20 protein-coding genes, 1 tRNA gene and 1 pseudogene are annotated in these 21,805 nt (G+C 58.2%); 10 read left to right on the top strand and 12 right to left on the bottom strand.

Annotation, left to right across the window (positions count from 1 at the left end; all coding sequences use genetic code 11):
• Nucleotides 1-39: 39 nt before the first annotated feature.
• The gene (gene pabB / locus B723_RS14840) at nt 40-1,377 is read left to right on the top strand and encodes an aminodeoxychorismate synthase component I (RefSeq protein WP_017337449.1); all 1,338 of its coding nucleotides are present in this window, start codon (nt 40-42) and stop codon (nt 1,375-1,377) included.
• Nucleotides 1,378-1,516: 139 nt separating this feature from the next.
• Here pabB and thrH read toward each other — a convergent pair whose 3' ends face one another.
• The gene (gene thrH / locus B723_RS14835) at nt 1,517-2,134 is read right to left on the bottom strand and encodes a bifunctional phosphoserine phosphatase/homoserine phosphotransferase ThrH (RefSeq protein WP_017337448.1); all 618 of its coding nucleotides are present in this window, start codon (nt 2,132-2,134) and stop codon (nt 1,517-1,519) included.
• Nucleotides 2,135-2,306: 172 nt separating this feature from the next.
• Here thrH and B723_RS14830 point away from each other — a divergent pair, with 172 nt between their 5' ends.
• The 3 genes from B723_RS14830 (at nt 2,307) to B723_RS14820 (ending at nt 5,938) form a co-directional block, all read left to right on the top strand.
• Nucleotides 2,307-3,047 carry a phosphoadenylyl-sulfate reductase gene (locus tag B723_RS14830; RefSeq protein ID WP_017337447.1) on the top strand — a complete coding sequence of 247 codons (741 nt, stop codon included), beginning with the start codon at nt 2,307-2,309 and terminating at the stop codon, nt 3,045-3,047.
• A gap of 570 nt (nt 3,048-3,617) precedes the next feature.
• Nucleotides 3,618-5,153: an NCS1 family nucleobase:cation symporter-1 gene (locus tag B723_RS14825; RefSeq protein ID WP_017337446.1), complete on the top strand. Its 1,536-nt coding sequence runs from the start codon at nt 3,618-3,620 to the stop codon at nt 5,151-5,153.
• Between the two features lie 56 nt (nt 5,154-5,209).
• Nucleotides 5,210-5,938: an aspartate/glutamate racemase family protein gene (locus tag B723_RS14820; RefSeq protein WP_017337445.1), complete on the top strand. Its 729-nt coding sequence runs from the start codon at nt 5,210-5,212 to the stop codon at nt 5,936-5,938.
• 106 nt (nt 5,939-6,044) lie between these two features.
• On the opposite strand, the gene B723_RS14815 is transcribed toward B723_RS14820, so the two are convergent.
• Nucleotides 6,045-6,968: a LysR family transcriptional regulator gene (locus B723_RS14815; protein WP_031318602.1), complete on the bottom strand. Its 924-nt coding sequence runs from the start codon at nt 6,966-6,968 to the stop codon at nt 6,045-6,047.
• A 125-nt stretch (nt 6,969-7,093) separates the two neighbouring features.
• On the opposite strand from B723_RS14815, the gene B723_RS14810 reads away from it, so the two are divergent.
• A complete protein-coding gene (locus B723_RS14810; RefSeq protein WP_017337443.1) occupies nt 7,094-7,840 on the top strand; it encodes a 3-oxoacyl-ACP reductase family protein in 747 nt (248 codons plus the stop codon).
• A gap of 78 nt (nt 7,841-7,918) precedes the next feature.
• Here the strand turns inward: B723_RS14810 and B723_RS14805 are convergent, their stop codons facing one another.
• On the bottom strand, nt 7,919-8,614 hold the full coding sequence (locus B723_RS14805; protein WP_017337442.1) for an HAD-IA family hydrolase: 696 nt from the start codon (nt 8,612-8,614) through the stop codon (nt 7,919-7,921).
• A 260-nt stretch (nt 8,615-8,874) separates the two neighbouring features.
• Here B723_RS14805 and B723_RS14800 point away from each other — a divergent pair, with 260 nt between their 5' ends.
• The 3 genes from B723_RS14800 to B723_RS14790 all read left to right on the top strand — a co-directional run bounded on the left by B723_RS14800 (nt 8,875) and on the right by B723_RS14790 (nt 14,694).
• Entirely contained in the window at nt 8,875-13,743 is a 4,869-nt protein-coding gene (locus B723_RS14800) for an RHS repeat-associated core domain-containing protein (RefSeq protein WP_017337441.1), read from the top strand.
• 2 nt (nt 13,744-13,745) lie between these two features.
• A complete protein-coding gene (locus B723_RS14795; protein ID WP_017337440.1) occupies nt 13,746-14,186 on the top strand; it encodes a hypothetical protein in 441 nt (146 codons plus the stop codon).
• Nucleotides 14,187-14,253: 67 nt separating this feature from the next.
• Nucleotides 14,254-14,694 (top strand): hypothetical protein, encoded by a 441-nt coding sequence (locus B723_RS14790; protein WP_017337439.1) that lies wholly within the window; start codon nt 14,254-14,256, stop codon nt 14,692-14,694.
• Nucleotide 14,695: 1 nt separating this feature from the next.
• Here B723_RS14790 and B723_RS33645 read toward each other — a convergent pair whose 3' ends face one another.
• The 9 genes and pseudogenes from B723_RS33645 to B723_RS14745 form a co-directional block, all read right to left on the bottom strand.
• Entirely contained in the window at nt 14,696-14,914 is a 219-nt protein-coding gene (locus B723_RS33645; RefSeq protein WP_017337438.1) for a hypothetical protein, read from the bottom strand.
• Between the two features lie 108 nt (nt 14,915-15,022).
• Nucleotides 15,023-15,211, bottom strand: a complete 189-nt coding sequence (locus tag B723_RS14780) for a hypothetical protein (protein WP_017337437.1) — start codon at nt 15,209-15,211, stop codon at nt 15,023-15,025.
• Nucleotides 15,212-15,340: 129 nt separating this feature from the next.
• Nucleotides 15,341-15,769, bottom strand: coding sequence for a glycine zipper domain-containing protein (locus B723_RS14775; RefSeq protein WP_017337436.1), 429 nt, complete (start codon nt 15,767-15,769; stop codon nt 15,341-15,343).
• 189 nt (nt 15,770-15,958) lie between these two features.
• Nucleotides 15,959-16,330 carry a hypothetical protein gene (locus B723_RS14770; protein WP_017337435.1) on the bottom strand — a complete coding sequence of 124 codons (372 nt, stop codon included), beginning with the start codon at nt 16,328-16,330 and terminating at the stop codon, nt 15,959-15,961.
• Nucleotides 16,331-16,691: 361 nt separating this feature from the next.
• Nucleotides 16,692-17,984 (bottom strand): group II intron reverse transcriptase/maturase, encoded by a 1,293-nt coding sequence (gene ltrA / locus B723_RS14765; protein ID WP_017341082.1) that lies wholly within the window; start codon nt 17,982-17,984, stop codon nt 16,692-16,694.
• Nucleotides 17,985-18,474: 490 nt separating this feature from the next.
• Nucleotides 18,475-18,663: a hypothetical protein gene (locus B723_RS14760; protein ID WP_031318578.1), complete on the bottom strand. Its 189-nt coding sequence runs from the start codon at nt 18,661-18,663 to the stop codon at nt 18,475-18,477.
• A gap of 179 nt (nt 18,664-18,842) precedes the next feature.
• Nucleotides 18,843-19,163 carry a YbjQ family protein gene (locus tag B723_RS14755; RefSeq protein WP_017337360.1) on the bottom strand — a complete coding sequence of 107 codons (321 nt, stop codon included), beginning with the start codon at nt 19,161-19,163 and terminating at the stop codon, nt 18,843-18,845.
• 68 nt (nt 19,164-19,231) lie between these two features.
• Nucleotides 19,232-19,432 (bottom strand): annotated as a pseudogene (locus B723_RS14750) (6-aminohexanoate hydrolase); the annotation flags it as partial.
• 211 nt (nt 19,433-19,643) lie between these two features.
• Nucleotides 19,644-19,733 (bottom strand) — tRNA-Ser (locus B723_RS14745).
• Between the two features lie 309 nt (nt 19,734-20,042).
• Here B723_RS14745 and B723_RS14740 point away from each other — a divergent pair.
• Complete coding sequence (locus B723_RS14740; RefSeq protein WP_017337358.1) at nt 20,043-20,732, top strand: crotonase/enoyl-CoA hydratase family protein; 690 nt, start codon at nt 20,043-20,045, stop codon at nt 20,730-20,732.
• 213 nt (nt 20,733-20,945) lie between these two features.
• Nucleotides 20,946-21,668 carry a lysophospholipid acyltransferase family protein gene (locus B723_RS14735; RefSeq protein WP_017337357.1) on the top strand — a complete coding sequence of 241 codons (723 nt, stop codon included), beginning with the start codon at nt 20,946-20,948 and terminating at the stop codon, nt 21,666-21,668.
• Nucleotides 21,669-21,805 lie beyond the last annotated feature (137 nt).

Here is a 21,805-nt window from a genome sequence, read left to right as displayed (position 1 = left end):
CAATCGCCACCCCGCCTCGATGGCTGATCTGCCCCGCCCATGCTGACCTGTTCCGTACACCCGCTGCCCTATCGCGCCAACCCCGCCGAGTACTTCGCGGCGATCCGTCATGCTCCTGGTGCCGTGCTGCTCGACAGTGGCCGGCCAACGGCCGATCGCGGGCGTTATGACCTGCTCAGCGCCTGGCCGCTCGAGCAACTGACGGTGTTGCCCGACGAAAGTGGCAGCGATTTCCTTCAGCGTCTGCGCACAAACCTGACACGACTCGGCGAAGCGGCAGTTCCGTTTGATCTGCCCTTCGCTGGCGGCTTGATGGGCTATCTGAGCTATGACTTCGGTCGGCATCTGGAACACCTGCCCAGTCAGGCGCGGGACGATCTTCAATTGCCCGATGCGCGTTTCGGACTCTACGACTGGGCGCTGATCAGCGACCATCAACGGATGACCAGTCAGTTGGTGTTCCACCCGTCACTGATCGACAGCGAACGTCAGCGTCTGATTACGCTGTTCACTCAACCTGCGGTCGCAGCGGTCGAGGCATTTCAACTGAAAGCGCCGATGCAGGCCGATCTGAGCGCTGATCAATATCGCCAGGCACTAGAGCGTATTCAGCAGTACATCCAGGCTGGCGATTGCTACCAGGTCAACTTCGCCCAGCGTTTTCGCGCCGAGTGCGAAGGCGATCCATGGGCCGCTTACTGCGCGTTGCGCGCGGCGTGCCCGACGCCCTTCTCCGGCTTCCAGAGCCTGCCCGCCGGTGGCGCGGTGCTGAGCCTGTCGCCTGAGCGCTTCGTCAAAGTCAGCGAACGCCACGTTGAAACGCGCCCGATCAAAGGCACACGTCCCCGTGGCCTGACTGCCGCCGAAGATGCGGCGAACGCCGCCGAATTGTTGGCCAGCCCCAAGGACCGCGCGGAAAACCTGATGATCGTGGATCTGTTGCGCAACGATCTGGGCCGCACTTGCCGTATCGGCTCGGTGCGGGTGCCTGAGTTGTTCAGTCTGGAAAGCTATCCGAATGTGCATCACCTGGTGAGCAGCGTGACCGGTGAACTGGCGGATGACCGTGATGCCCTGGACCTGATCGCCGGCAGCTTCCCGGGCGGCTCGATTACCGGAGCGCCGAAGATTCGCGCGATGCAGATCATCGATGAGCTGGAGCCGACCCGACGCGGGTTGTATTGCGGTTCATTGCTGTATCTGGACGTGCGCGGCGAGATGGACAGCTCCATCGCGATTCGCAGCTTGCTGGTGAAGGACGGGCAGGTGTGTTGCTGGGGCGGCGGCGGGATCGTGGCGGATTCGGAGTGGCAGGCCGAGTATCAGGAATCGATCACCAAGGTGAAAGTACTGCTCGACACCCTGCAAAACCTTTAGCTTGTGGCGAGGGAGCTTGCTCCCGCTGAGGTGCGAAGCGCCCCCAAAACCAGACGCCGCACACCTTCAGTCAGAACGCATTCGCCGGTTTTACGGCTGGTCTTCAGCCGAGCGGGAGCAAGCTGCCACAGGGTTGCGACTACAAACTCAACGCCCGATTCGAAGCCTTGATGAACTCCTGCTTCAAATCCTCAAAGGTGTGCACCGCCGGGAATTGCGGAAACTCGCGAATCACGTTATCCGGCGCATGGAACAGAATCCCCGCATCCGCCTCGCCCAACATCGTGGTGTCGTTGTACGAATCCCCCGCTGCAATCACTCGGTAATAAAGGCTCTTGAACGCCAGAACCGACTGACGTTTCGGATCTTTCTGACGCAGCTGATAGCTCGTCACTCGCCCGGCGTCGTCGGTAATCAGACGATGACAGAGCAAGGTCGGGAAGCCCAACTGACGCATCAGCGGCTGGGAAAACTCATAGAACGTATCCGACAGGATCGTCACCTGAAAGCGCTCGCGCAGCCAGTTGACGAACTCGACAGCGCCGTCCAGCGGCTTGAGCGTGGCGATCACTTCCTGGATATCGGCGAGTTTCAGGCCATGCTCGTCGAGGATCCGCAGGCGCTGCTTCATCAGCACGTCGTAGTCGGGAATGTCCCGGGTGGTGGCCCTGAGGGATTCGATCCCGGTTTTTTCGGCGAACGCGATCCAGATTTCCGGGACCAGCACACCTTCCAGATCCAGACAGGCAATTTCCACAAGACACCCCATTTGTATTGATTATTGAGTCGAGCGAGCAAAAGGACTGCCGAACTCTAGCGACTCGGGCGGGCGTGCGCAACGCAGAGGGCGCGCCAGCCACCGCAGGATTTTGTTACCATCAGGCCCATATAGAGCGCCCAGCGCCACCGACCTGTAGGAAGCCGCCCTGATGAGCCCATCGTTCGATGTCGTGGAACTCGCCACGACCTATGCCAACAAATCCGCCCAGGACATCCTCAAACTCGCGTTTGCCGAGTTCGGCGATGACCTGTGGATATCTTTCAGCGGCGCCGAAGACGTGGTGCTGGTAGACATGGCCTGGAAGCTGAACAAGAACGTCAAAGTGTTCAGCCTCGATACCGGCCGTCTGCACCCCGAGACTTACCGCTTCATCGATCAAGTGCGCGAGCACTACAAGATCGACATCGAACTGGTGTCCCCGGACTACGCGAAACTTGAACCGTTCGTGAAGGAAAAAGGCCTGTTCAGCTTCTACAAGGACGGCCATGGGGAGTGCTGCGGCATCCGCAAGATCGAGCCGCTGCGCCGCAAATTGTCCGGCGTGACCGCCTGGGCCACCGGCCAGCGTCGGGACCAGAGCCCCGGCACCCGCAGCGCCGTCGCGGTGCTGGAAATCGACACTGCCTTCTCCACCCCGGAACGTACCCTGTACAAATTCAATCCGCTGGCGCAGATGACCAGCGAGGAGATCTGGGGTTACATCCGCATGCTTGAACTGCCTTACAACAGCCTGCATGAGCGCGGTTTCATCAGCATCGGCTGCGAGCCGTGCACCCGTCCGGTGCTGCCGAACCAGCACGAGCGTGAAGGTCGTTGGTGGTGGGAAGAGGCGACGCAGAAAGAATGCGGGTTGCACGCCGGTAACATTATCAGCAAGTCGAAGGTGTAATCCCCTACCCTGTGCAATCCCTTGTGGGAGCGAGCCTGCTCGCGATAACGGTGTAACAGTCGACAATAATGTTGAATGTCAGTCCGTAATCGCGAGCAGGCTCGCTCCCACAGGGTTAGTGTTCCGCCTACAAATGTGTACACACGAATGTCACCATAGGTGCCATTTATGTGTGCACTTTTTGTTTCTTCGACCCAAATTGTTACATCCGCCCTGCCTGAATTCCTTCCTAGGCCTCCCTAGCGAATCCCTCCGAAAAATAAATACCTGTTCATCCGGTCAATTTTTATCGCCTTGATTTCAACCACTTATTTCATATCGATAACAAAACGAAATTAGCAGCAAAAATGATAGACCTGTGGCTGGCATGGATCTGGCTTAAGTGCATACATGTTTTGTATACAATCAACTCAAAACATACACACACTCAAGATCCGCAAGCCTGAAGCGCCCTATCCCGTACAGGCTGCAGATGCCCCGTAACCAATGATGCTTGTCGCCCGCGACGAAGATTTGTCGAGCCAACGCTCATGCACAGTCATCGCGACGCCAAGCTCGGAGCCTGCCGGAATGCGTACTAGCCTCTCCAACAACAACATCGCGCTGGATCTGCCCTCCTTTCCACCCACCGCTCACGATCAGACCTTTCAAGAACCTGTGGTGCTCAGCCCGCGACTGCACAACAAAGACCTGGCGCCGACCAAAGCCGAAGGCCGGCGCTGGGGCCGATACAGCATTTTCGCGCTGTGGACCAACGACGTTCACAACATCGCCAACTACTCCTTCGCCATCGGCTTGTATGCGCTGGGCCTGGGCGGCTGGCAGATTCTGCTGTCGCTTGGGATCGGCGCAGCGTTGGTGTATTGCTTCATGAACTTGTCCGGCTACATGGGCCAGAAAACCGGGGTGCCGTTTCCGGTCATCAGCCGGATCAGTTTCGGTATCCACGGGGCGCAAATTCCTGCACTGATCCGCGCCGTGATCGCCATCGCCTGGTTCGGCATTCAGACATACCTCGCCTCGGTTGTGTTTCGCGTGCTGCTGACAGCGGTGCATCCGGGCTTCGCCGATTACGATCACGATTCGATCCTTGGCTTGTCGAGCCTGGGCTGGGTGTGTTTTGTCGCCATCTGGCTGGTGCAACTGGCGATCCTCGCCTACGGCATGGAAATGGTGCGGCGCTACGAAGCGTTTGCCGGGCCGGTCATTCTGCTGACCGTCGCGGCCCTCGCCGCCTGGATGTACTTTCAGGCCGACGCGACCATCGCCTGGTCGATCCGCGAGCCGCTGACCGGCGGCGAGATGTGGCGCAATATCTTCGCTGGCGGCGCGTTGTGGCTGGCGATCTACGGCACGCTGATTCTCAACTTCTGCGACTTCGCCCGTTCATCGCCGTGCCGCAAGACGATCAAGGTCGGAAATTTCTGGGGCCTGCCGGTGAATATTCTGGTGTTCGCCGGCATCACCGTCCTGCTGTGCGGTGCGCAATTTCAGATCAACGGCCGGATCATCGAAAGTCCGACGGAAATCATCGCGTCGATTCCCAACACCTTCTTTCTGGTGCTCGGGTGCCTGGCGTTCCTGATCGTCACCGTGGCGGTGAACATCATGGCCAACTTCGTCGCCCCGGCCTTCGTGCTCAGTAACCTGGCGCCGAAATACCTGACCTTCCGTCGCGCCGGGCTGATCAGCGCGACCATTGCGGTACTGATCCTGCCGTGGAACCTCTACAACAGCCCGTTGGTGATCGTGTATTTCCTGTCCGGTCTCGGCGCCCTGCTCGGCCCGTTGTATGGCGTGATCATGGTCGACTACTGGCTTGTACGAAAAGGTCAGGTCAACGTGCCGCAGTTGTACAGCGAGGATCCCGCCGGCGCTTATTATTACAGCCGTGGCGTCAATTTACGTGCGGTGGCGGCGTTCATTCCTGCAGCGCTGATCGCCATCATCCTGGCGCTGGTGCCGGGTTTCCACCTCGTATCACCCTTCTCCTGGCTGATCGGCGCCGTTATTGCCGGGATGCTCTACCTGCTTATCGCCAAGCGGCAGCCCCACTACGCCGACGTCAGCGGTGAAGCCATCGCGGTCGACAACGTCAGCCATTAACCCCATGACGGCCCGGCATCGTCGGGCCGCAGAACCACCCGCTATAAGGACTTCCCATGCGAATTCTCGTGGTCAACGTCAACACCACTGAATCCATCACCCAGGCCATTGCGCGTTCGGCGCAAGCCGTGGCCGCGCCAGGCACCGAAATCATCGGCCTGACGCCACATTTCGGCGCCGACTCCATCGAAGGCAATTTCGAAAGCTACCTGGCGGCCATCGCTGTAATGGACCGGGTGATGTCCTACGACCAGCCTTTCGATGCGGTGATCCAGGCCGGTTATGGCGAGCACGGTCGCGAAGGCTTGCAAGAATTGCTCAACGTGCCGGTAGTGGACATCACCGATGCGGCGGCGAGCACGGCGATGTTCCTCGGTCATGCCTATTCGGTCGTCACTACGCTGGACCGGACGGTGCCGCTGATCGAAGACCGCCTGAAACTGTCCGGGCTCTGGGACCGCTGTGCCTCGGTGCGAGCCAGTGGTCTGGCGGTGCTGGAGCTGGAAGCCGATCCGCAGCGGGCACTGGAAGCGATTGTTCGTCAGGCTGAGCGGGCGGTGGTTGAAGACAAGGCCGAGGTGATCTGCCTCGGCTGCGGCGGGATGGCCGGGCTGGATGAACAGATACGCCGGCGCACCGGGGTTCCGGTGGTGGATGGTGTGACGGCGGCGGTGACCATTGCCGAATCGCTGGTGCGGTTGGGGTTGTCGACGTCGAAAGTGCGGACGTATGCCGCGCCGCGGCCGAAGAACATCGTTGGGTGGCCGGGGCGGTTTGGCCGGTAGACCGCGTTATCGTTCATCGCGGGCAAGCCACGCTCCCACAGGGATCTATGCCGTTCACAAATCCCCTATTTGCCCGCGATGGCAGCATCGCTGTCCAAAGCCAGGCTCAAACCGCACTGAACCGCGCCCCCAATCCCTGCTCCGCAAACTGCTCAATAATGAAATCCACAAACGCCCGAGTCTTGCCCGGCAACAATTTGTGCTCAGCGTAATAGATAGAAATATTGCCATCGTCGACATACCAATCGGGCAACACCCGCAGCAACGTTCCGGCCTCCAGATACCCCGCGGCAAACGGCATGCTCACCAGCGCAATGCCCAACCCCTGAGCCGCGGTCGCACAGGCCGCTTCCGAATCGCTCATGGTCATCCGCGCCTTGAGTGTCAGGGGACTGTGTTGCCGAGTGCGACTGGTCAACTGCCAGGAACGCACGCGCCCCGTCTGCGGCGACCGAATGAGGATGCCATCGTGATGCTTGAGATCATCGGGCTCGACGATCGCCTCGCGCTCCGCCAGATAGTCGGCTGAAGCCACCAATACCCGATGGGCTGGCGTCAGCTTGCGCGCCACAACGCCTTGCGGCAGCTCAAATCCCCCACCGATCGCGGCATCGAATCCCTGAGCGATCAGGTCGACCTGTCGGTTATCGAAATGCCAATCCGGGTTGATTGCCGGAAACCGCCGCAGAAACTCGCCCAACAGAGGCACGACATACAAACGACCGAACATCGTGCCCATACTGACTTTCAGCGTACCGGCCGGGCGTCCTTCGGCGCTGGCGAGGTTTGCCACCGCATTCTGGATGGTGAGCAGACTGGAACTGACTTCGCCGAGAAACAACTGACCGGCCTCGGTCAACGTCAGGCTGCGGGTGCTGCGCTGAAACAGCCGCACGCCGAGGTGCGCCTCAAGTTTTGCCACACTCTTGCCCACCGCTGCGGGTGTCAGGCTCAGTCGCCGCGCAGCTTCGGCAAAGCTGCCGACTTCCGCACTGCGCACGAAGCATTCGATACTGCTGAAGGTTTCCATAGGCGCCACTATAAACTTTTGGTTTACACAGACTATCGCAATTACCGGCTACTCAGCGTGTAATCGGGAATCGATACTAGGCTCCATCAACCGAGACATCTCGCCTCGGGATTTTGGAGATCGACATGACTACTCAGAACCTCAGCGGCAAAGTGGCTTTGATTCAAGGCGGGTCCCGCGGCATCGGCGCAGCCATCGTCAAACGCCTGGCCGCTGAAGGCGCGACCGTTGCCTTCACCTACGTCAGCTCCACGGCCAAGGCCGAAGAACTGCAACACAGCATCACCGGCAGCGGCGGCAAAGCGCTGGCCATCAAGGCTGACAGTGCCGACGCCGAGGCCATTCGCAACGCCGTGAGCGCCACCGTCAAAGCCTTCGGACGCCTGGACATCCTGGTCAACAACGCTGGCGTGCTGGCCGTGGCCCCGCTGGAAGATTTCAAACTCGAAGACTTCGACCAGACGCTGGCGATCAACGTCCGCAGCGTGTTCATCGCCACCCAGGCTGCCGCAAAACACATGACCGAAGGCGGTCGCATCATCAACATCGGCAGCACCAACGCCGACCGCATGCCCTTCGCCGGTGGCGGCCCTTATGCCATGAGCAAATCGGCACTGGTCGGCTTGACCAAGGGCCTGGCCCGCGACCTCGGCCCGCGTGGAATCACCATCAACAACGTGCAACCGGGCCCGGTCGATACAGATATGAACCCGGCCAGCGGCGACTTCGCCGAAAGCCTGATCCCGTTGATGGCGGTGGGTCGTTACGGTAAAGCGGAAGAGATCGCCAGCTTCGTCGCTTACCTTGTGGGGCCGGAAGCCGGTTACATCACCGGTGCCAGCCTGACTATCGACGGCGGTTTCGGTGCCTGATACGGATCAGTCAACACACAAACTGTGGGATCGAGCTTGCTCGCTCCCACAGTTGCCTGTGTCTTGCTGCCTGTCGCGTTAAGCCCACTCAAGCGCGGGCAAACCGCAAGCACCTGGCGTGAACGCTTTCAACGTACGAAGAATGCCATCCGCGTGTGCGTATTTTTCGTCAGCCATCGCCGCATCGGGAATCGCAATCGCCGTCATCCCCGCCGCTTTCGCCGCCGTGACACCGAACGGCGAATCCTCGAACACCAGGCAATCTTCAGGCGCAACGCCCAGGCGTCGTGCTGCCGTGAGGAAGATATCCGGCGCCGGTTTGGCTGCGCCAACCTCCGGGTCATCGGCCGTCACAATGAAGTCGAACAGCGCAAACCAGTCGCGGTGCAACGTGGTTTTCTGGCCGAACGACTGACGCGAAGAACTGGTGCCCACCGCAATTGGAATGTTGTTGGCCTTCAAATGCCGAACCAGCTCCTCTGCACCAGGCATCGCCAACGCTGTAGGAAAACGCTCGCGCATCAGCGGCTCGCGGATCACCAGGAACTCCTCGGCGGTGATCGGCAGCTCCAGCGCCTCGACCACATAACGCGCCAGATCGCCCGCGCCGCGGCCAATGATGTTCTGCTTGACGCTCCAGTCGAAGGTCCGGCCATAGCGCCCGGCAATGATCGACGTAACCTCGGTGTAAATGCCCTCGGTGTCCAGGAGCAAGCCGTCCATATCGAAAATCACGGCTTTGATCGGGCCGAACTCTTTCAGCGGTGCATTCATCGCATCTGATCCGTTTTTAATGACATCCCGACCGACTCCAGTACGGCTGAATCGCGGATTTGATTAAAGGGTTCAGCAGCATAACGAGCGCGGCCGACATAGAGCAACGGGCAATCTCCCGACGGTCCAGCACCGGTTCGGAAGTGCTGCCGATGATTTAGCGATTTGCCCTACACCAAACGCCTCCTTTCCCGACTTCTTTCCCCGTTGATCCCCCGCAAAGTCTCGCGATCAAAATTGATCCGCGCGAGGGACTGCGAATGTTCAACCCCGACAAGGTCCTGGCCTTGAACAACGCCATCGGATTGCTCGTGGTCGCCGCCATGAACCCGGGGCAACCGGACGTCGAAGCGTTGCTCGGGGATTTTCGCCTCTGCCTCAACGACTACGAGGCCTGGGCGGAAAACTTCTGGACCGGTTGGGCGCTGGACGTCGAGCAGGTGTTCAAGGTCGGCAACGACGTTCGCTTGAGTGCACCGAAGGACTCCACCGCGCCTGTCAGTTCGACACTCGCCACGTGCCCGGCCAGCGGTCCGTTGACCCTGGTGCACCTGTTTGAAGCTGCGCGTTTCGTGCCGATCGGCGATACGCCGGTGATGCTCGAACCCCTGCTGGCCGAGGACAACGGCGTACCGACGTTTGGCGAGCCGATTCACAAAGTCATTGGCCCCAGCGGCATTCTCGAAATCCCTGAATGCTGGCGTGGCCAGCGTTACCGCATCACGTTCTTTCCCGACGTATCCACCGAACACGTCAAAGCGCTTTACGCCTCTTATCAAAGCGTGATCGACGAACTTGAAGGTTGGTTGCGCAACGAATGGACAACCGAGTTTCAACCGCTGTGGGCGGGTTTTACCGAGGCAGGTTTCACTGAACGCTATGGCCTGCTGCAGCGGGCCGATTGGCGTGGCTTCGAGAAATCGCTGCACGGTTTGTGGGATGACGTGAAGCAGGTATTTGCCCTGATGGCAGACCTGCAAGCCAACAGCGAAAAACTCCTGGAGTACCTGAGCGAGGTTGAGCTCGAAACGCTGTTGAACGCATCGACCGAAGCCATCGCCAACGTGCTGCTGGTGTTAAGCGATGAGCCGTTGATGTTCATTCACCTCGCGGCCTTCACCAGTTGGTTGCGCCTGTTGCCACCGCAGTACGTCGCCGAGGTGGTGGCGGAAATTCGTACAGAGATACTGATCGGTTTCCTGCTGGTGCGCCTCACGGGGCCTGCCGGACTGCACGTCGGCATGAGCGCCAAAGTACTGGGCAAGATCAAGTCCGAGCGAGCCCGACAATGGCTGGCGGCGGCAAGTTCGCGCCTGGCCGGGCTCACGGCGGGCGCTGACCTTACCCGTCACGCAGGTGCGCTTAAACCTTTGATCGTCAATGCCCGGGATGCGCCGCTCAAACCTGCGCCAGCGGTTCCAATGCGCATTACCGACCGTCAATCAGCGGTTGTGCAGGTCAACAATCCACTCGCCATTGCCCGCAACAAGTCCCAAACCAGGACCCGCCTGACCCGGCAGGAACATCGCGATGATGCCTCCGCCCCGGCGAAAAACCCAAACGGCGACAGTGTCGATTCAGCGGACAACACCGCGACCAACGGCTGCCCGGTGTCGATGGTCACCGGCGAAGAACTGCTGACGCTGATCGATGGCTCGCTGGATGGTCTGTTGCCGTTCGAGTTCACCCGCGTGTATCGCACCAGTGCCGTCGAAATCGACGGCGGGCTCGGATTTGGCTGGAGTCACTCCCTGGCGCACCGGTTGGAAATCGATGGCGACAACGTCAGTTGGATCGACCACGAAAACCGCTGCATCACTTTCCCGCTGCCGAACAGCGAACGACCGGCCATCCACAACAGCCTGTCGCGGGCGGCCATTTATCTGGGGGGTGAGCCGGAAGAACTGGTCCTCGCACTGGCCGGCGAAGCAACGCGCTTTTACCACTTCCGGACAGGACGACTGACGGCGATCAGCGACGCTTATGGCAACCGGCTGACGGTGCAGCGCGACAGATCCGACAGAATCACGCGCCTCGACAACGGCGCAGGGCGCTCACTGCGATTGCGCTATGAGCGCCGACACCTCGTCGCCGTCGAGTATCAGAGCTTTCACCCAGCCGCCACGCTGGAGGACGCCTGGCGTACCGAGCAGACACTGGTTGCCTATCGCTACGACGCCTGTCATCGCTTGATCGAAGCCACCAATGCCCTCGGTGAAAGCGAACGCTACGACTACGACGGCCAGCAGGTCATTTTGCAGCGGCAACTGGCCGGTGGCGCGAGTTTCTTCTGGGAGTGGGAAGGGTCCGGCAAGGCTGTGCGATGCGTCCGACACTGGGCGTCGTTTTCGCAAATGGACACGCGGTATGTCTGGGATGACGCGGGCAGTGTCACGGTCCGCAACAGTGATGGCAGTGAAGAGGTTTATCAACACGACGACCGCGCACGCCTGGTACGCCGGGTCGGGCTGGAAGGTGGCGAAGCGCTAAAGGCCTATGACGATAAGGGCCGTCTGGTTGCCGAGCAGGATCCGCAGGGCGCGGTCACTGAGTACCGTTACGACGATGTCGGACGGCTGATTGCGCTGATTCCATCGGAGGACGAGCCCACGTCCTACGAGTACCGCAACGGTTTCCTGCACGCGCGGTATCGCGGCAAAGCGGTGTGGAAGTACCAGCGCAACACTCAGGGTGACATCACCGAGGCGACCGATCCTGACGGTGAGACGACCCACTATCACTACGACGAAAAAGGTCAGTTGCTGTCGATCCGTTACCCGGACAACAGCCGTCATCTCTTCGTCTGGAATACCTTGGGGCAACGGGTCGAAGAAACCTTGCCGGGCGGTGGTCAGCGGCGGTTTTCCTACGATGCGTTGGGCCGGCAGACGACTCGTCAGGACGAACACGGTGCGGTCACCCGCTATCAATGGGACGCCGTGGGCAGGCTGGTTCTTACGACGCTTCCCACGGGCACCGTCCGCGCCTTCAGCTACAACGCCTACGGCAAGATAACCGCCGAGCGCGACGAACTGGGCCGCGTCACGCGTTACGAATACGCCGACGATTTGCACCTGGTCAGCCGCCGGATCAATCCCGACGGAACTCAGCTGCGTTATCGCTACGACAACGCACAGCTGTTACTCACCGAGATCGAAAACGAGTCAGGCGAAAAATATCGGCTGGACTACACGCCCAATGGCTTGATCCGACAGGAAACCGGATTCGACGGCCGTCGCACCGCGTATGCCTACGACCTCAACGGTCATCTGCTGGAGAAAACCGAGGCTGGCGACGATGGCTCGCAACTCGTCACCGCTTATGAACGAGACTCGGCCGGCCGCTTGCTGGTCAAGACCCTGCCCGACGGCATCAAGATTCGATATTGCTACGACAGCCTGGGACGGCTGGTCAGCGTTGACGACGGTCACGATCACCCGTTGGAATTCGAGTACGACCAACAGGATCGGCTGATCACCGAACACCAGGGCTGGGGCACCCTGCGTTATGGCTACGACGCCTGCGGCCAGCTCAAACGGATGCGTCTGCCGGACGGCAGCAAACTCGATTATCGCCACGCCAAGGGCGGCGCGCTGACCGCCATCGATCTCAACGGCACGCGGCTCACCACCCACCAATCCACCTTCGGTCGCGAACAGCAGCGCCAGCAAGGCCTACTGCTAAGCGAATTCTCCTACGACGATCAAGGCCGTCTGAAGGCGCATGCCGTCAGCCAACACCAGCAACCGCTGTACCGCCGCGATTATGCCTACAGCCTCAACGGCAATCTCGACAGCCTCGCCGACAGCCGCCACGGCCAGCGCAGTTACCACTACGATCCTCTCAACCGACTGACCCGCGTCCGCCACTCTCGCGACCAGCCACCGGAAAGCTTCGCCCACGACCCGGCCGGCAACCTGCTGATGCAGGACCGCCCCGGCCCGACCACCGTCAACGGCAATCGCCTGCTGAGGCAGGGCGACCGGCACTACGACTACGACGCCTTCGGCAACCTGATCCGCGAACGCCGCGGCACCGGGCAAAAACTGGTCACCGAATACCGCTACGACTGCCAGCACCGGCTGATCGGCGTCACCACCCCGGATGGCCGCTGCGCCAGCTACCGCTACGACGCCTTCGGCCGCCGCATCGGCAAAACCGTCGACGGCAAAACCACAGAATTCTTCTGGCAAGGCGACCACCTCGTCGCCGAAAGCAGCCGCGAGCACTACCGCAGTTACGTTTACGAACCGGGCACTTTCCGTCCGTTGGCCATGCTTGATGGCAAGGGCCCGCTAAAGGCATGCCCGTTCTATTACCAACTCGACCACCTCGGTACACCGCAGGAACTGACGGATTACAGCGGCGAAATCGTCTGGGCAGCCCAATACAACGCCTATGGCCGCCTCACCCGCCTTAACCGCGACACCCACCAGATCCTCGACCAGCCCTTGCGGTTTCAGGGGCAGTACTTTGATGCCGAGAGCGGCCTGCACTACAACCGCCATCGGTATTACCAACCGGATGTTGGACGGTACCTGACGCCGGATCCGAGCAAGCTGGCCGGGGGATTGAATCAGTACCAGTACACGCGGAGTCCGACGGGGTGGGTTGATCCGTTGGGGTTGAGTGAGTGTCCGGGAGGGGACGGGTGTAAGCGGACTTCATCTGGTGACAAGGACCTGGTGGACAGGGTTACGGTTGATCAGGGGGAGCCCAAAACTCCAAATATCAAAAAGGATAACTATTATTTGTACCGAGGTGACGAGCGAGAACCGTGGGAAATTTTTGAGGGGGGATTTGAGCCATGGGGAGACAGCGAAGACCTGTACCTGCACGCAGTAGATAACAAAAACCCTCCAAGCTACTTTGTTAGTACTTCGACAGAGGAAAAACAAGCGAAAAAATTTGCCACGGGCCACTGGATTGCCGACGGTTATGTTTATGTACTAAAAAATATAAGTGGGCTCGATGTAAACAAAGAACTTGGATTAATGTCCCCTCATCGACGCGAAGTAGAAATAGCTGTCCCGGGAGGCATAAAAAACGATGACATCGTCGGTGCTACGCCCGTTTATGAGGATGGTAGCTATAAAGGCTATTCAATACCCAACCCTTTCAGGAAATGACCATGAAAGACCTAGAAATATCAATAGACAATAACGGAACCATTGAAACAGCCACAATTCAATGCAACAGGAGAAAGCTTGAACTAACTTTTATAATGAAAAATGGCCTAACCAAAACTTACAGCGACTATGACATGTATGCGTGCTTCGGTTTATTAAGAGCTGACCACCCTGAAATAAAATTTCTATGCAAAGGCGCCAAACTGAATGTTCATCCCTCTCGCATGTCTTCGCAAATGTCCACCGGACTTGTTGCATACGAACTGAAACTAGGGATCCCTAGTGAGGAAGAGGACCTGGTAAGAATTTTTGATTACGAAGACGAAAACCTCACCAATAATATCGAAGAGCAAAGAACTTTTTACAAACGTTGGCTGGAGTCACTTGGAATTTCATTGACCATACGCGGCCAGGAATCTAAAGGCAATTCTGAAACGCCATAAAAACCCGCCACCCTGGAAACATTTATTACTTAAACTCCACAGCCGCCACATTACAACGAGAACGCAGATGCTCAGACATAAAATAAAACTTAAAACAGGCACAAAAATTGAAAATGCAATAATTGAAGCGCATCTAGACTCTTTAACCTTTATAAGAGAAAACGGATTCAGAAAAACATACAGCGACCACGACCAATTTTTTTGCCTCGCACAAATCCGCAAGGAATTTCCTGAAATAAAGTTTCTTTGCAAAGGATCAAAACTTAATGTATTCCCATCGCGAATGTGCTCTCAGATGAGCAATGGGTCAGTAGCCTATGAGATGACTTTGGGGCAATCAGCATCATTCGAAGATATTGTCCGCACCTTCGATTATGAAGACGAAAACATCGTCAAGGATATTTCCGAACAAATAGCTTTCTTTGATTTATGGAGGAATGATTTTATTGGAAAACAAAAAAAGTCAGCCGAGCTTAAAGACGACGCGGTGAAAGACCACAAAATATAATCTAACTCGGTTCGTGAGCTCCATCTCCCCCTGCAACATCCGGATCATCCGGCAACGCTTCAACATCAGTATCAGTTCGCTTTACATCACTATCAGGCACCTGCTCCACCCCCGCCTCGTCATCATCCGGCGGCCGCTGATCGCGACTCAGCGAATCGGTCGGCGAAGGCAGTGGGTACTCCGGGGTATCGTCATCGGTGTCTTTCGGGCCAGCGTTCATAAGTCACCTCTCAAGGGGCCTGAAAAACAGGTCCTGACATTTTGATGACAGCGTGACGAACGCAGTTCGATCAGGGGGACGATCGGTCGCCCCGATCGCAGCGACTGATCATTGTTCGTCTTCGTCGTCATCCTCGTCTTCAAACTCTGTCTGGCCCATGTCACCCGCCTCATCGGCATCGTTGAGCGGCACCGTTGCATCATCCATCAGCGACCCCGGATCTTCATTACCCGGATCATTGATAAACGGTAGTCCGCTCGGACCTTTTTCTTCCTTGCCTTCGGTTTCAGGCGTCATGGCATACCTCTCGATATTCAGGTGTGTATGAAGTTCGAGGCAGACTGGGAGCAAACGTTCCGGAGTACTTCTCGCGCAAACGAAAAAACCCGGCGCCAGGCCGGGTTTCTACTGTCATTCGCTATCGGGTCAGCGATGTTTATTCCTGTGTTTATTCTTGTGTTTGTTTTTGTGCCCGTTTCCGGAATGGGAACTGCCGCTGTCGGTGCCCAGGTTATTGCCCACCGCGCCACCCGCTGCACCGCCCAGGCCTGCGCCGATAGTGGAACCGGTCGAGCCACCGAGGCTGTTACCAATCACCGAGCCACCCGCCGAGCCCAAACCACCACCAACGGCCGCTGCGGTGCGACTGCCTTTAGGCGCGCCAACCGCACTGCCCGCCGCGCCACCCACACCTGCGCCAATCGCTGCACCTGTGCTGCCGCCCATTTGCTGGCCGACCACGTTACCCAGTGCACCGCCAATACCACCGCCAACAGCCGCGGTGCCATCACCGGCAGCCATCGCACCTTGAGCGACCAAAAGTCCCAGAACCAACGTGGACAATGTCAAACGCATGATATGAACCTCTAATTCCGCATCGGGGGAAAAGAACGCGCTGCGGATCGGCGGAGTCTAGCACCTGCCCCACTGAATCCGGTCAGCGATGACGTTTGGACCGCCAAAGATGCGCTAGCTGCGAAGAAGAAACAGCCAGATACAAAAAGCCCGGCATCAAAGCCGGGCTTTTGAACTGATCACTCAGGATCAGTGACGCTTGTGACCCTTGGCCAGATTGCTGCCAACGCCACCGCCCAACGCACCGCCCAAACCAGCACCGATGGTGGAACCGGTCTTGCCGCCCAGGCTGTTGCCGATCACCGAACCACCAGCTGCACCCACACCGCCGCCGATCGCCGCCTTGGTACGGCTGCCTTTGCGTGCTGCCACGGCACTGCCGGCTGCGCCCGCAACACCGGCACCAATCGCTGCGCCGGTGCTGCCGCCCATGCTTTGACCGACGACGTTACCCAGCGCGCCACCCAGACCGCCACCCAGCGCGGCCGTGCCGTCGCCAGCAGCCATTGCACCTTGAGCAACCAAAAGCCCCAGAACCAGGGCGGGCAGTGTTAAACGCATGACAAGAACCTCAAAAATAGGGGGAAATCAAAAAGGGTCGAGATTGAATGCTTTAGCGGCGAGAAAGTCCAGACGCACGATCCCGACCTCGCCATTGGCGACGGTTGGACAACGTTTATGGAAAAGGTTTTATGACAGGCAAAAAAAAGCCCGCTGGGGAGACGGGCCAGGTGTTGCTTTCTAACGGATGAGTTGAGATTACGTAGGACCTTGTGAAAACTTTGTGAAAAGGCCGGACCAAAAAAAACAAGCCTCGACAAAAATCATTCAGGCATCGGCATAGGGGACGGCCTTCATAGGCCGCTCCCCTGCCACACCACCCGGCATGCGGGTCCGCACCGGGCGGTTCGAGAGATTGAGGTTATGAGAGGCGCGCCAATCCCAGCCTGTCGAACCACGCAATATTCAGCACACGATTCAACTCAAAACGGCTATTACGCCACCAGCGATGAGAGTTACTGGCCACCCTCTGCGCCACCTGCTGGCTCGCCCCCAGTGTCCGCAGCTCTCGATAGATCGTAGGGCCACGCTTCCACTGCCTGAGCTGGATCGCTCTCAGTCGATGTCGTATCCATTCGTCCAGCTTGCGCCAGACTGCCGGTGTTTGCGACAACGTGAAGTAGGCTTTCCAGCCCAAAAGATAAGGCCGAAGATTATCTGCGACCTGTTGCAAGCTACGCCCGCAGGAGCGCCGGGTAAGCCAGCGGATACGCTGCTTGAACTGTTTCTGCGCCTTATAAGAGACCGCGCGCTTGACTTCACTTCGGGCTGACCACAACTCATAGCCCAGAAACTTGCGACCAAACGCGCTCGTCACTGCACTCTTGCTCTCGTTGACGCTCAAGTGCAGCTTTTCGTACAGCCGCCTCAGCAGGGCCATTACCCGCTGCCCCGCCTTCTGACTGCGCACATACACGTTCGCATCGTCGGCATAGCGCACGAAACAATGGCCTCGGCGTTCAAGCTCCCGATCCACTTCGTCCAGCAGCACGTTCGCCAACAACGGCGACAGTGGGCCGCCTTGCGGCGCCCCGCAGCGGCTTTTCTCGACCACGCCATTGATCAGCGTTCCCGCATCCAGATAGGCGCGAATCAGCCGGATAACCGCCTGATCCGTAATCCGTTTGCGCAAACGATCCATCAAGATGTCGTGATCGACCCGGTCGAAGAACTTCTCCAGATCAACATCCACCACCACTTTACGTCCTGAAGAGGCATAGCGCTGAGCCGCTAAAACGGCGTCCTGCGCACAGCGTCCCGGACGGAAGCCGTAGCTGTGTTCACTGAAGGTCGGATCGAGTAATGGCTGCAAGGCTTGCAGCAACGCTTGTTGGATCAAACGGTCGGTGACCGTTGGGATACCCAACTCGCGTTGACCGCCGTCAGGTTTGGGAATGACCACACGCCGTACCGGACTGGGCCGGTAGACTCCTGAAAGAAGCTGTTCACGAATCCCCGCCCATTGGGTCAGCAGGTACTCGGCCGTCTGATCAATATCCAGACCGTCGACTCCCGCTGCACCTTTGTTGGCCTTGACCCGTTTCCACGCCCGTTTCAGGTTTTCTCTCGCAAAGGCCCGTTCCAGCAGCCCTTGTCCTGCGTTATCGGGTTCATTTTGCGGGCGATTGACCTCGTCGCTGACAGGATTTCTCACGGTTTCACCGCTCGTTATCTCCGTCCGCCCCGCGTTTGGCAGGCATCTGACTTCCGGTCTTTCGCATCAACATGGCCTATGACGCTTTCTCTCGTTCGGCCCTTCGTCAAAAAAAAAGACTACTACGGCCTCTGCTGACTTCTCGCTCCGACTCGCGCCGTCGCCCTTTCAGGCACAAGGCGAGATCTCCCCAGGTAAGAACGCAATCCTTCACCGCACAACCGCCGGATTTACGCTGCCTGACCCTTGACCACAAGAGCTTCGCGGTTTTATGCCCGCTCGCCCTGGTCGGCTTCGCCTTGTATCCGGTTCTTGTACATCGGCTCGCGGTTTCGATTCACGCTTCCTCCCCACACTCGGTCGCCCTCATGCAGTTGCGCTTCACTTCGTTCGCTGTGGTCAGCTTACGGCGGGACTTTCACCCACAAGATTGCGCCCATGCTGGGCGCACATAAAAAACCCCGCTCGATGCGGGGTCTATTCATGGAAGCTACTTCCTGACCGGCGTCGCTACCTTGGGTAGAAATTTCGCCTTCGGTCCCTGGCGCACCATGGTTTTCATCTTGCCGAGCTTGACCTTGTCGTCACCAAAGCCCGACTCATAGTCTGTCTGGCCACACTGCACGCAATTGTTGATCGGAAATTCAGCCCCGTCGTCTTCGATATACGGATCAGCCATCTTTTCACCCCTCTCAAAATGCGGGATCGACACCGGCAAGCCCTATTTGCCTGAAACATATCGACCACCAAGCTTTTGAGACTAGTCGGTCATTACCGGACTTGTAATTCATATCACCGATGCCCGACGAATGGGCTACACCGCTTCCTACAAAACCAACACAACAATTCGTACCGGACTCACCTCAGTTTAACCGCCGTCCCGGTGACGAAAACCACCACCATCCCGCCCTTCCCGGCCGGCATGCTGATCTCGAAATCGAGCCCCACCACGGCATCGGCCTGAATCGCCCGCGCCCGTTCCTTGATCTCATCGGTCGCCTGAATCCGCGCTTCTTTCAACGCACGCTCCAATGTCTGAGAGCGCCCGCCGAAGAAGTCGCGCATCCCGGCGAACATGTCCCGAATAACGTTGACGCCCTGCACCGACTCGGCGCTGACAATGTCCAGGTAGGCGGTGATCTGTCGGCCTTCGATGGCGTGGGTTGTGGTGGTGATCATAGGTTTTCCTTTTTCATGGCCCTGGCACTCAAGGCAACCGGGATAAATGTTGAGCCAGCGCATCAAACGCCGGCAACGGGATGGGAAGCGTACCGAACAATCACCCTCTTGGCCGAGGGATCGACCACGGCTTTGGGCGCGATCTGTTGGCCATTGACCCGACCGTCATTGCGTAGCATCTCGCCAAACCGCGCCAGGTCCCGCAGACCGGTATTCAAGCCACCGCCGGCAAACGGAGTGCCGATGGAGTCCACCGTAAAATAGGCGAACGCGCTGCCGTATTCGCCTTGCCATTAGCCACATTAAGCAGTGGTGGGCGGGACATATTCTGGCCTCCGTCCCCTTGTTGCCCAGTGTGACAAGCTCAGCCCAGGATGCCCCTTGAGCCCCATAAAAGTCCCTTGGGACATTTTTCAGACGCCAGAAACCACAAACCCCCGACTTTCTCTAGGAAAATCAGGGGTTTGTGTTTTACAAATTTGGCGGTGAAGGAGAGATTCGAACTCTCGATACAATTTCTTGTATACACACTTTCCAGGCGTGCTCCTTAAGCCACTCGGACACTTCACCGTATCTCGTCAGACATGTTCTGTCTGTCGAGGCGCGCTAATGTAGTCGAAAGCTTTTCTGATGGCAAACTTTTTTTGCAGAATTTTCATGCGGTTAGCGATTTAGACGTTCTGCGGGTCTCTGGGCAAGGCAAACCCGCCAATCTCCGGCTTCGCACCCTCTTATCTATATAGAAGGCGAGGCATGGCGGGCGTGGCGGGTTGGGCTTGCCCGGAGGGGAAAGTGTGACTGGCGGGTCAGTCACGGCGCTTTACCTGGCCTGCGGCGGTGGGTAACGTCTGCCTCAACTTTCATACAAGGAATAGCGTCATGAGTGAGTTGATTTCCTACCACCTCGAAGACGGCATCGCGACCCTGACTTTGAGCAACGGCAAGGTCAATGCTATCTCCCCGGACGTGATTGCTGCGTTTAATGCTGCGCTGGATCAGGCGGTGGCTGATCGTGCAGTGGTGATCATTACCGGTACGCCGGGGATTCTGTCCGGTGGTTATGACTTGAAGGTGATGACAGCCGGCCCTAAAGAAGCCGTGGCGCTGGTGACGGCCGGTTCAACCCTGGCCCGTCGCCTGCTGTCGCACCCGTTCCCGGTGATCGTTGCATGCCCGGGTCATGCCGTGGCCAAGGGTGCGTTCCTGTTGTTGTCGGCGGATTACCGCATCGGTGTCGACGGCCCGTTCAGCATTGGTCTGAACGAAGTGCAGATTGGCATGACCATGCACCACGCCGGTATCGAGATCGCCCGTGATCGCTTGGGCAAAGCGGCATTCAACCGTTCGGTCATCAATGGCGAGATGTTCAATCCGCAGGGTGCCGTGGTTGCAGGCTTCCTTGACGTGGTGGTATCGGCTGAAGAGTTGCAGGGCGCTGCACTGGCGGCGGCGCGTCAACTGAAGAAGATCAACATGAACGCACACAAGAACACCAAGCTGAAGGTGCGCAAGGCACTGCTGGATACGCTGGATAACGCAATCATCCTGGATCAGGAACATATGGGTTAAGCCCAAGCGTGCTACACCGAAAAGCCCGACCGTCGTGTCGGGCTTTTTCATACGAGCTCTGTTGAAAAGCCTACAACCACTCTAGAACACGTCTGACCAATAAGTCGGAAACATGCGCTCAAACATCGGCCATCTCCTACCTTTTAGCGGCAATTGCCGAAAACAGTGCACATCCGTACACTGCGCCACCTTTTGTCCCGGTGGGGCCTGAAAATGCTGTTCGTGCTTCGTATGTTATTGATGGGCTTGCACTTTATCCTGGCCGGTGTACTCGGGGTGATTCTGGGTCTGTGTCGGCCGTTCAATCCTGACAACAGCCGTTTGTGCGCACGTCTGTATGCGTGGCCGGCGATGTGTATTTTGCGTTTGCGGGTGAAGGCCGAGGTCGGTCCGTTGATGGACAAACCTGACAGCTGCGTGATCATCGCTAACCACCAGTCCAACTACGATCTGTTTGTGTTCGGCAATGTGGTGCCCCGCCGCACCGTGTGCATCGGCAAGAAGAGCCTGAAGTGGGTGCCGTTGTTCGGCCAGTTGTTCTGGCTGGCCGGCAATGTGTTGATCGACCGTGGCAATGCGCACAAGGCGCGCCAGTCCATGTTGACCACGACGCACACCTTGCAGCATGAAGACACCTCGATCTGGGTATTCCCGGAAGGCACGCGCAACCTCGGTGAAGAACTGCTGCCCTTCAAGAAAGGTGCTTTCCAGATGGCGATCGCGGCGGGTGTGCCGATCGTCCCGGTGTGTGTCAGCAGTTACGTCAAGCACATGCGATTGAACCGCTGGCGCAGTGGGAAAATTCTGATCCGTTCACTGCCGGCGATTCCAACCGCCGGACTGAGCCTGGACGACATGCCCCTGCTGATCGCACAGTGCCGCGAGCAGATGCGCGATTGCATTGCCTCGATGGATCGGCAACTGCAAGCCGCGTGAAACGAAACCCGCCCTGTGCGGGTTTTCTTTTGCCTGCGAGCTTCGAACTCTGCAGATTTCACTGACTCTCAAGCAGCAGACAAGGCTAAGCTGATCAATGCCTGCTACTGCCACCTGCCAAATAAGAAGTGAACCTG

The organism is Pseudomonas fluorescens NCIMB 11764, assembly GCF_000293885.2.
Lineage (GTDB): Bacteria > Pseudomonadota > Gammaproteobacteria > Pseudomonadales > Pseudomonadaceae > Aquipseudomonas > Aquipseudomonas fluorescens_B.
Note: the sequence above shows the minus strand (reverse complement) of the source record. Positions and strands in the feature narration are given on the sequence as shown.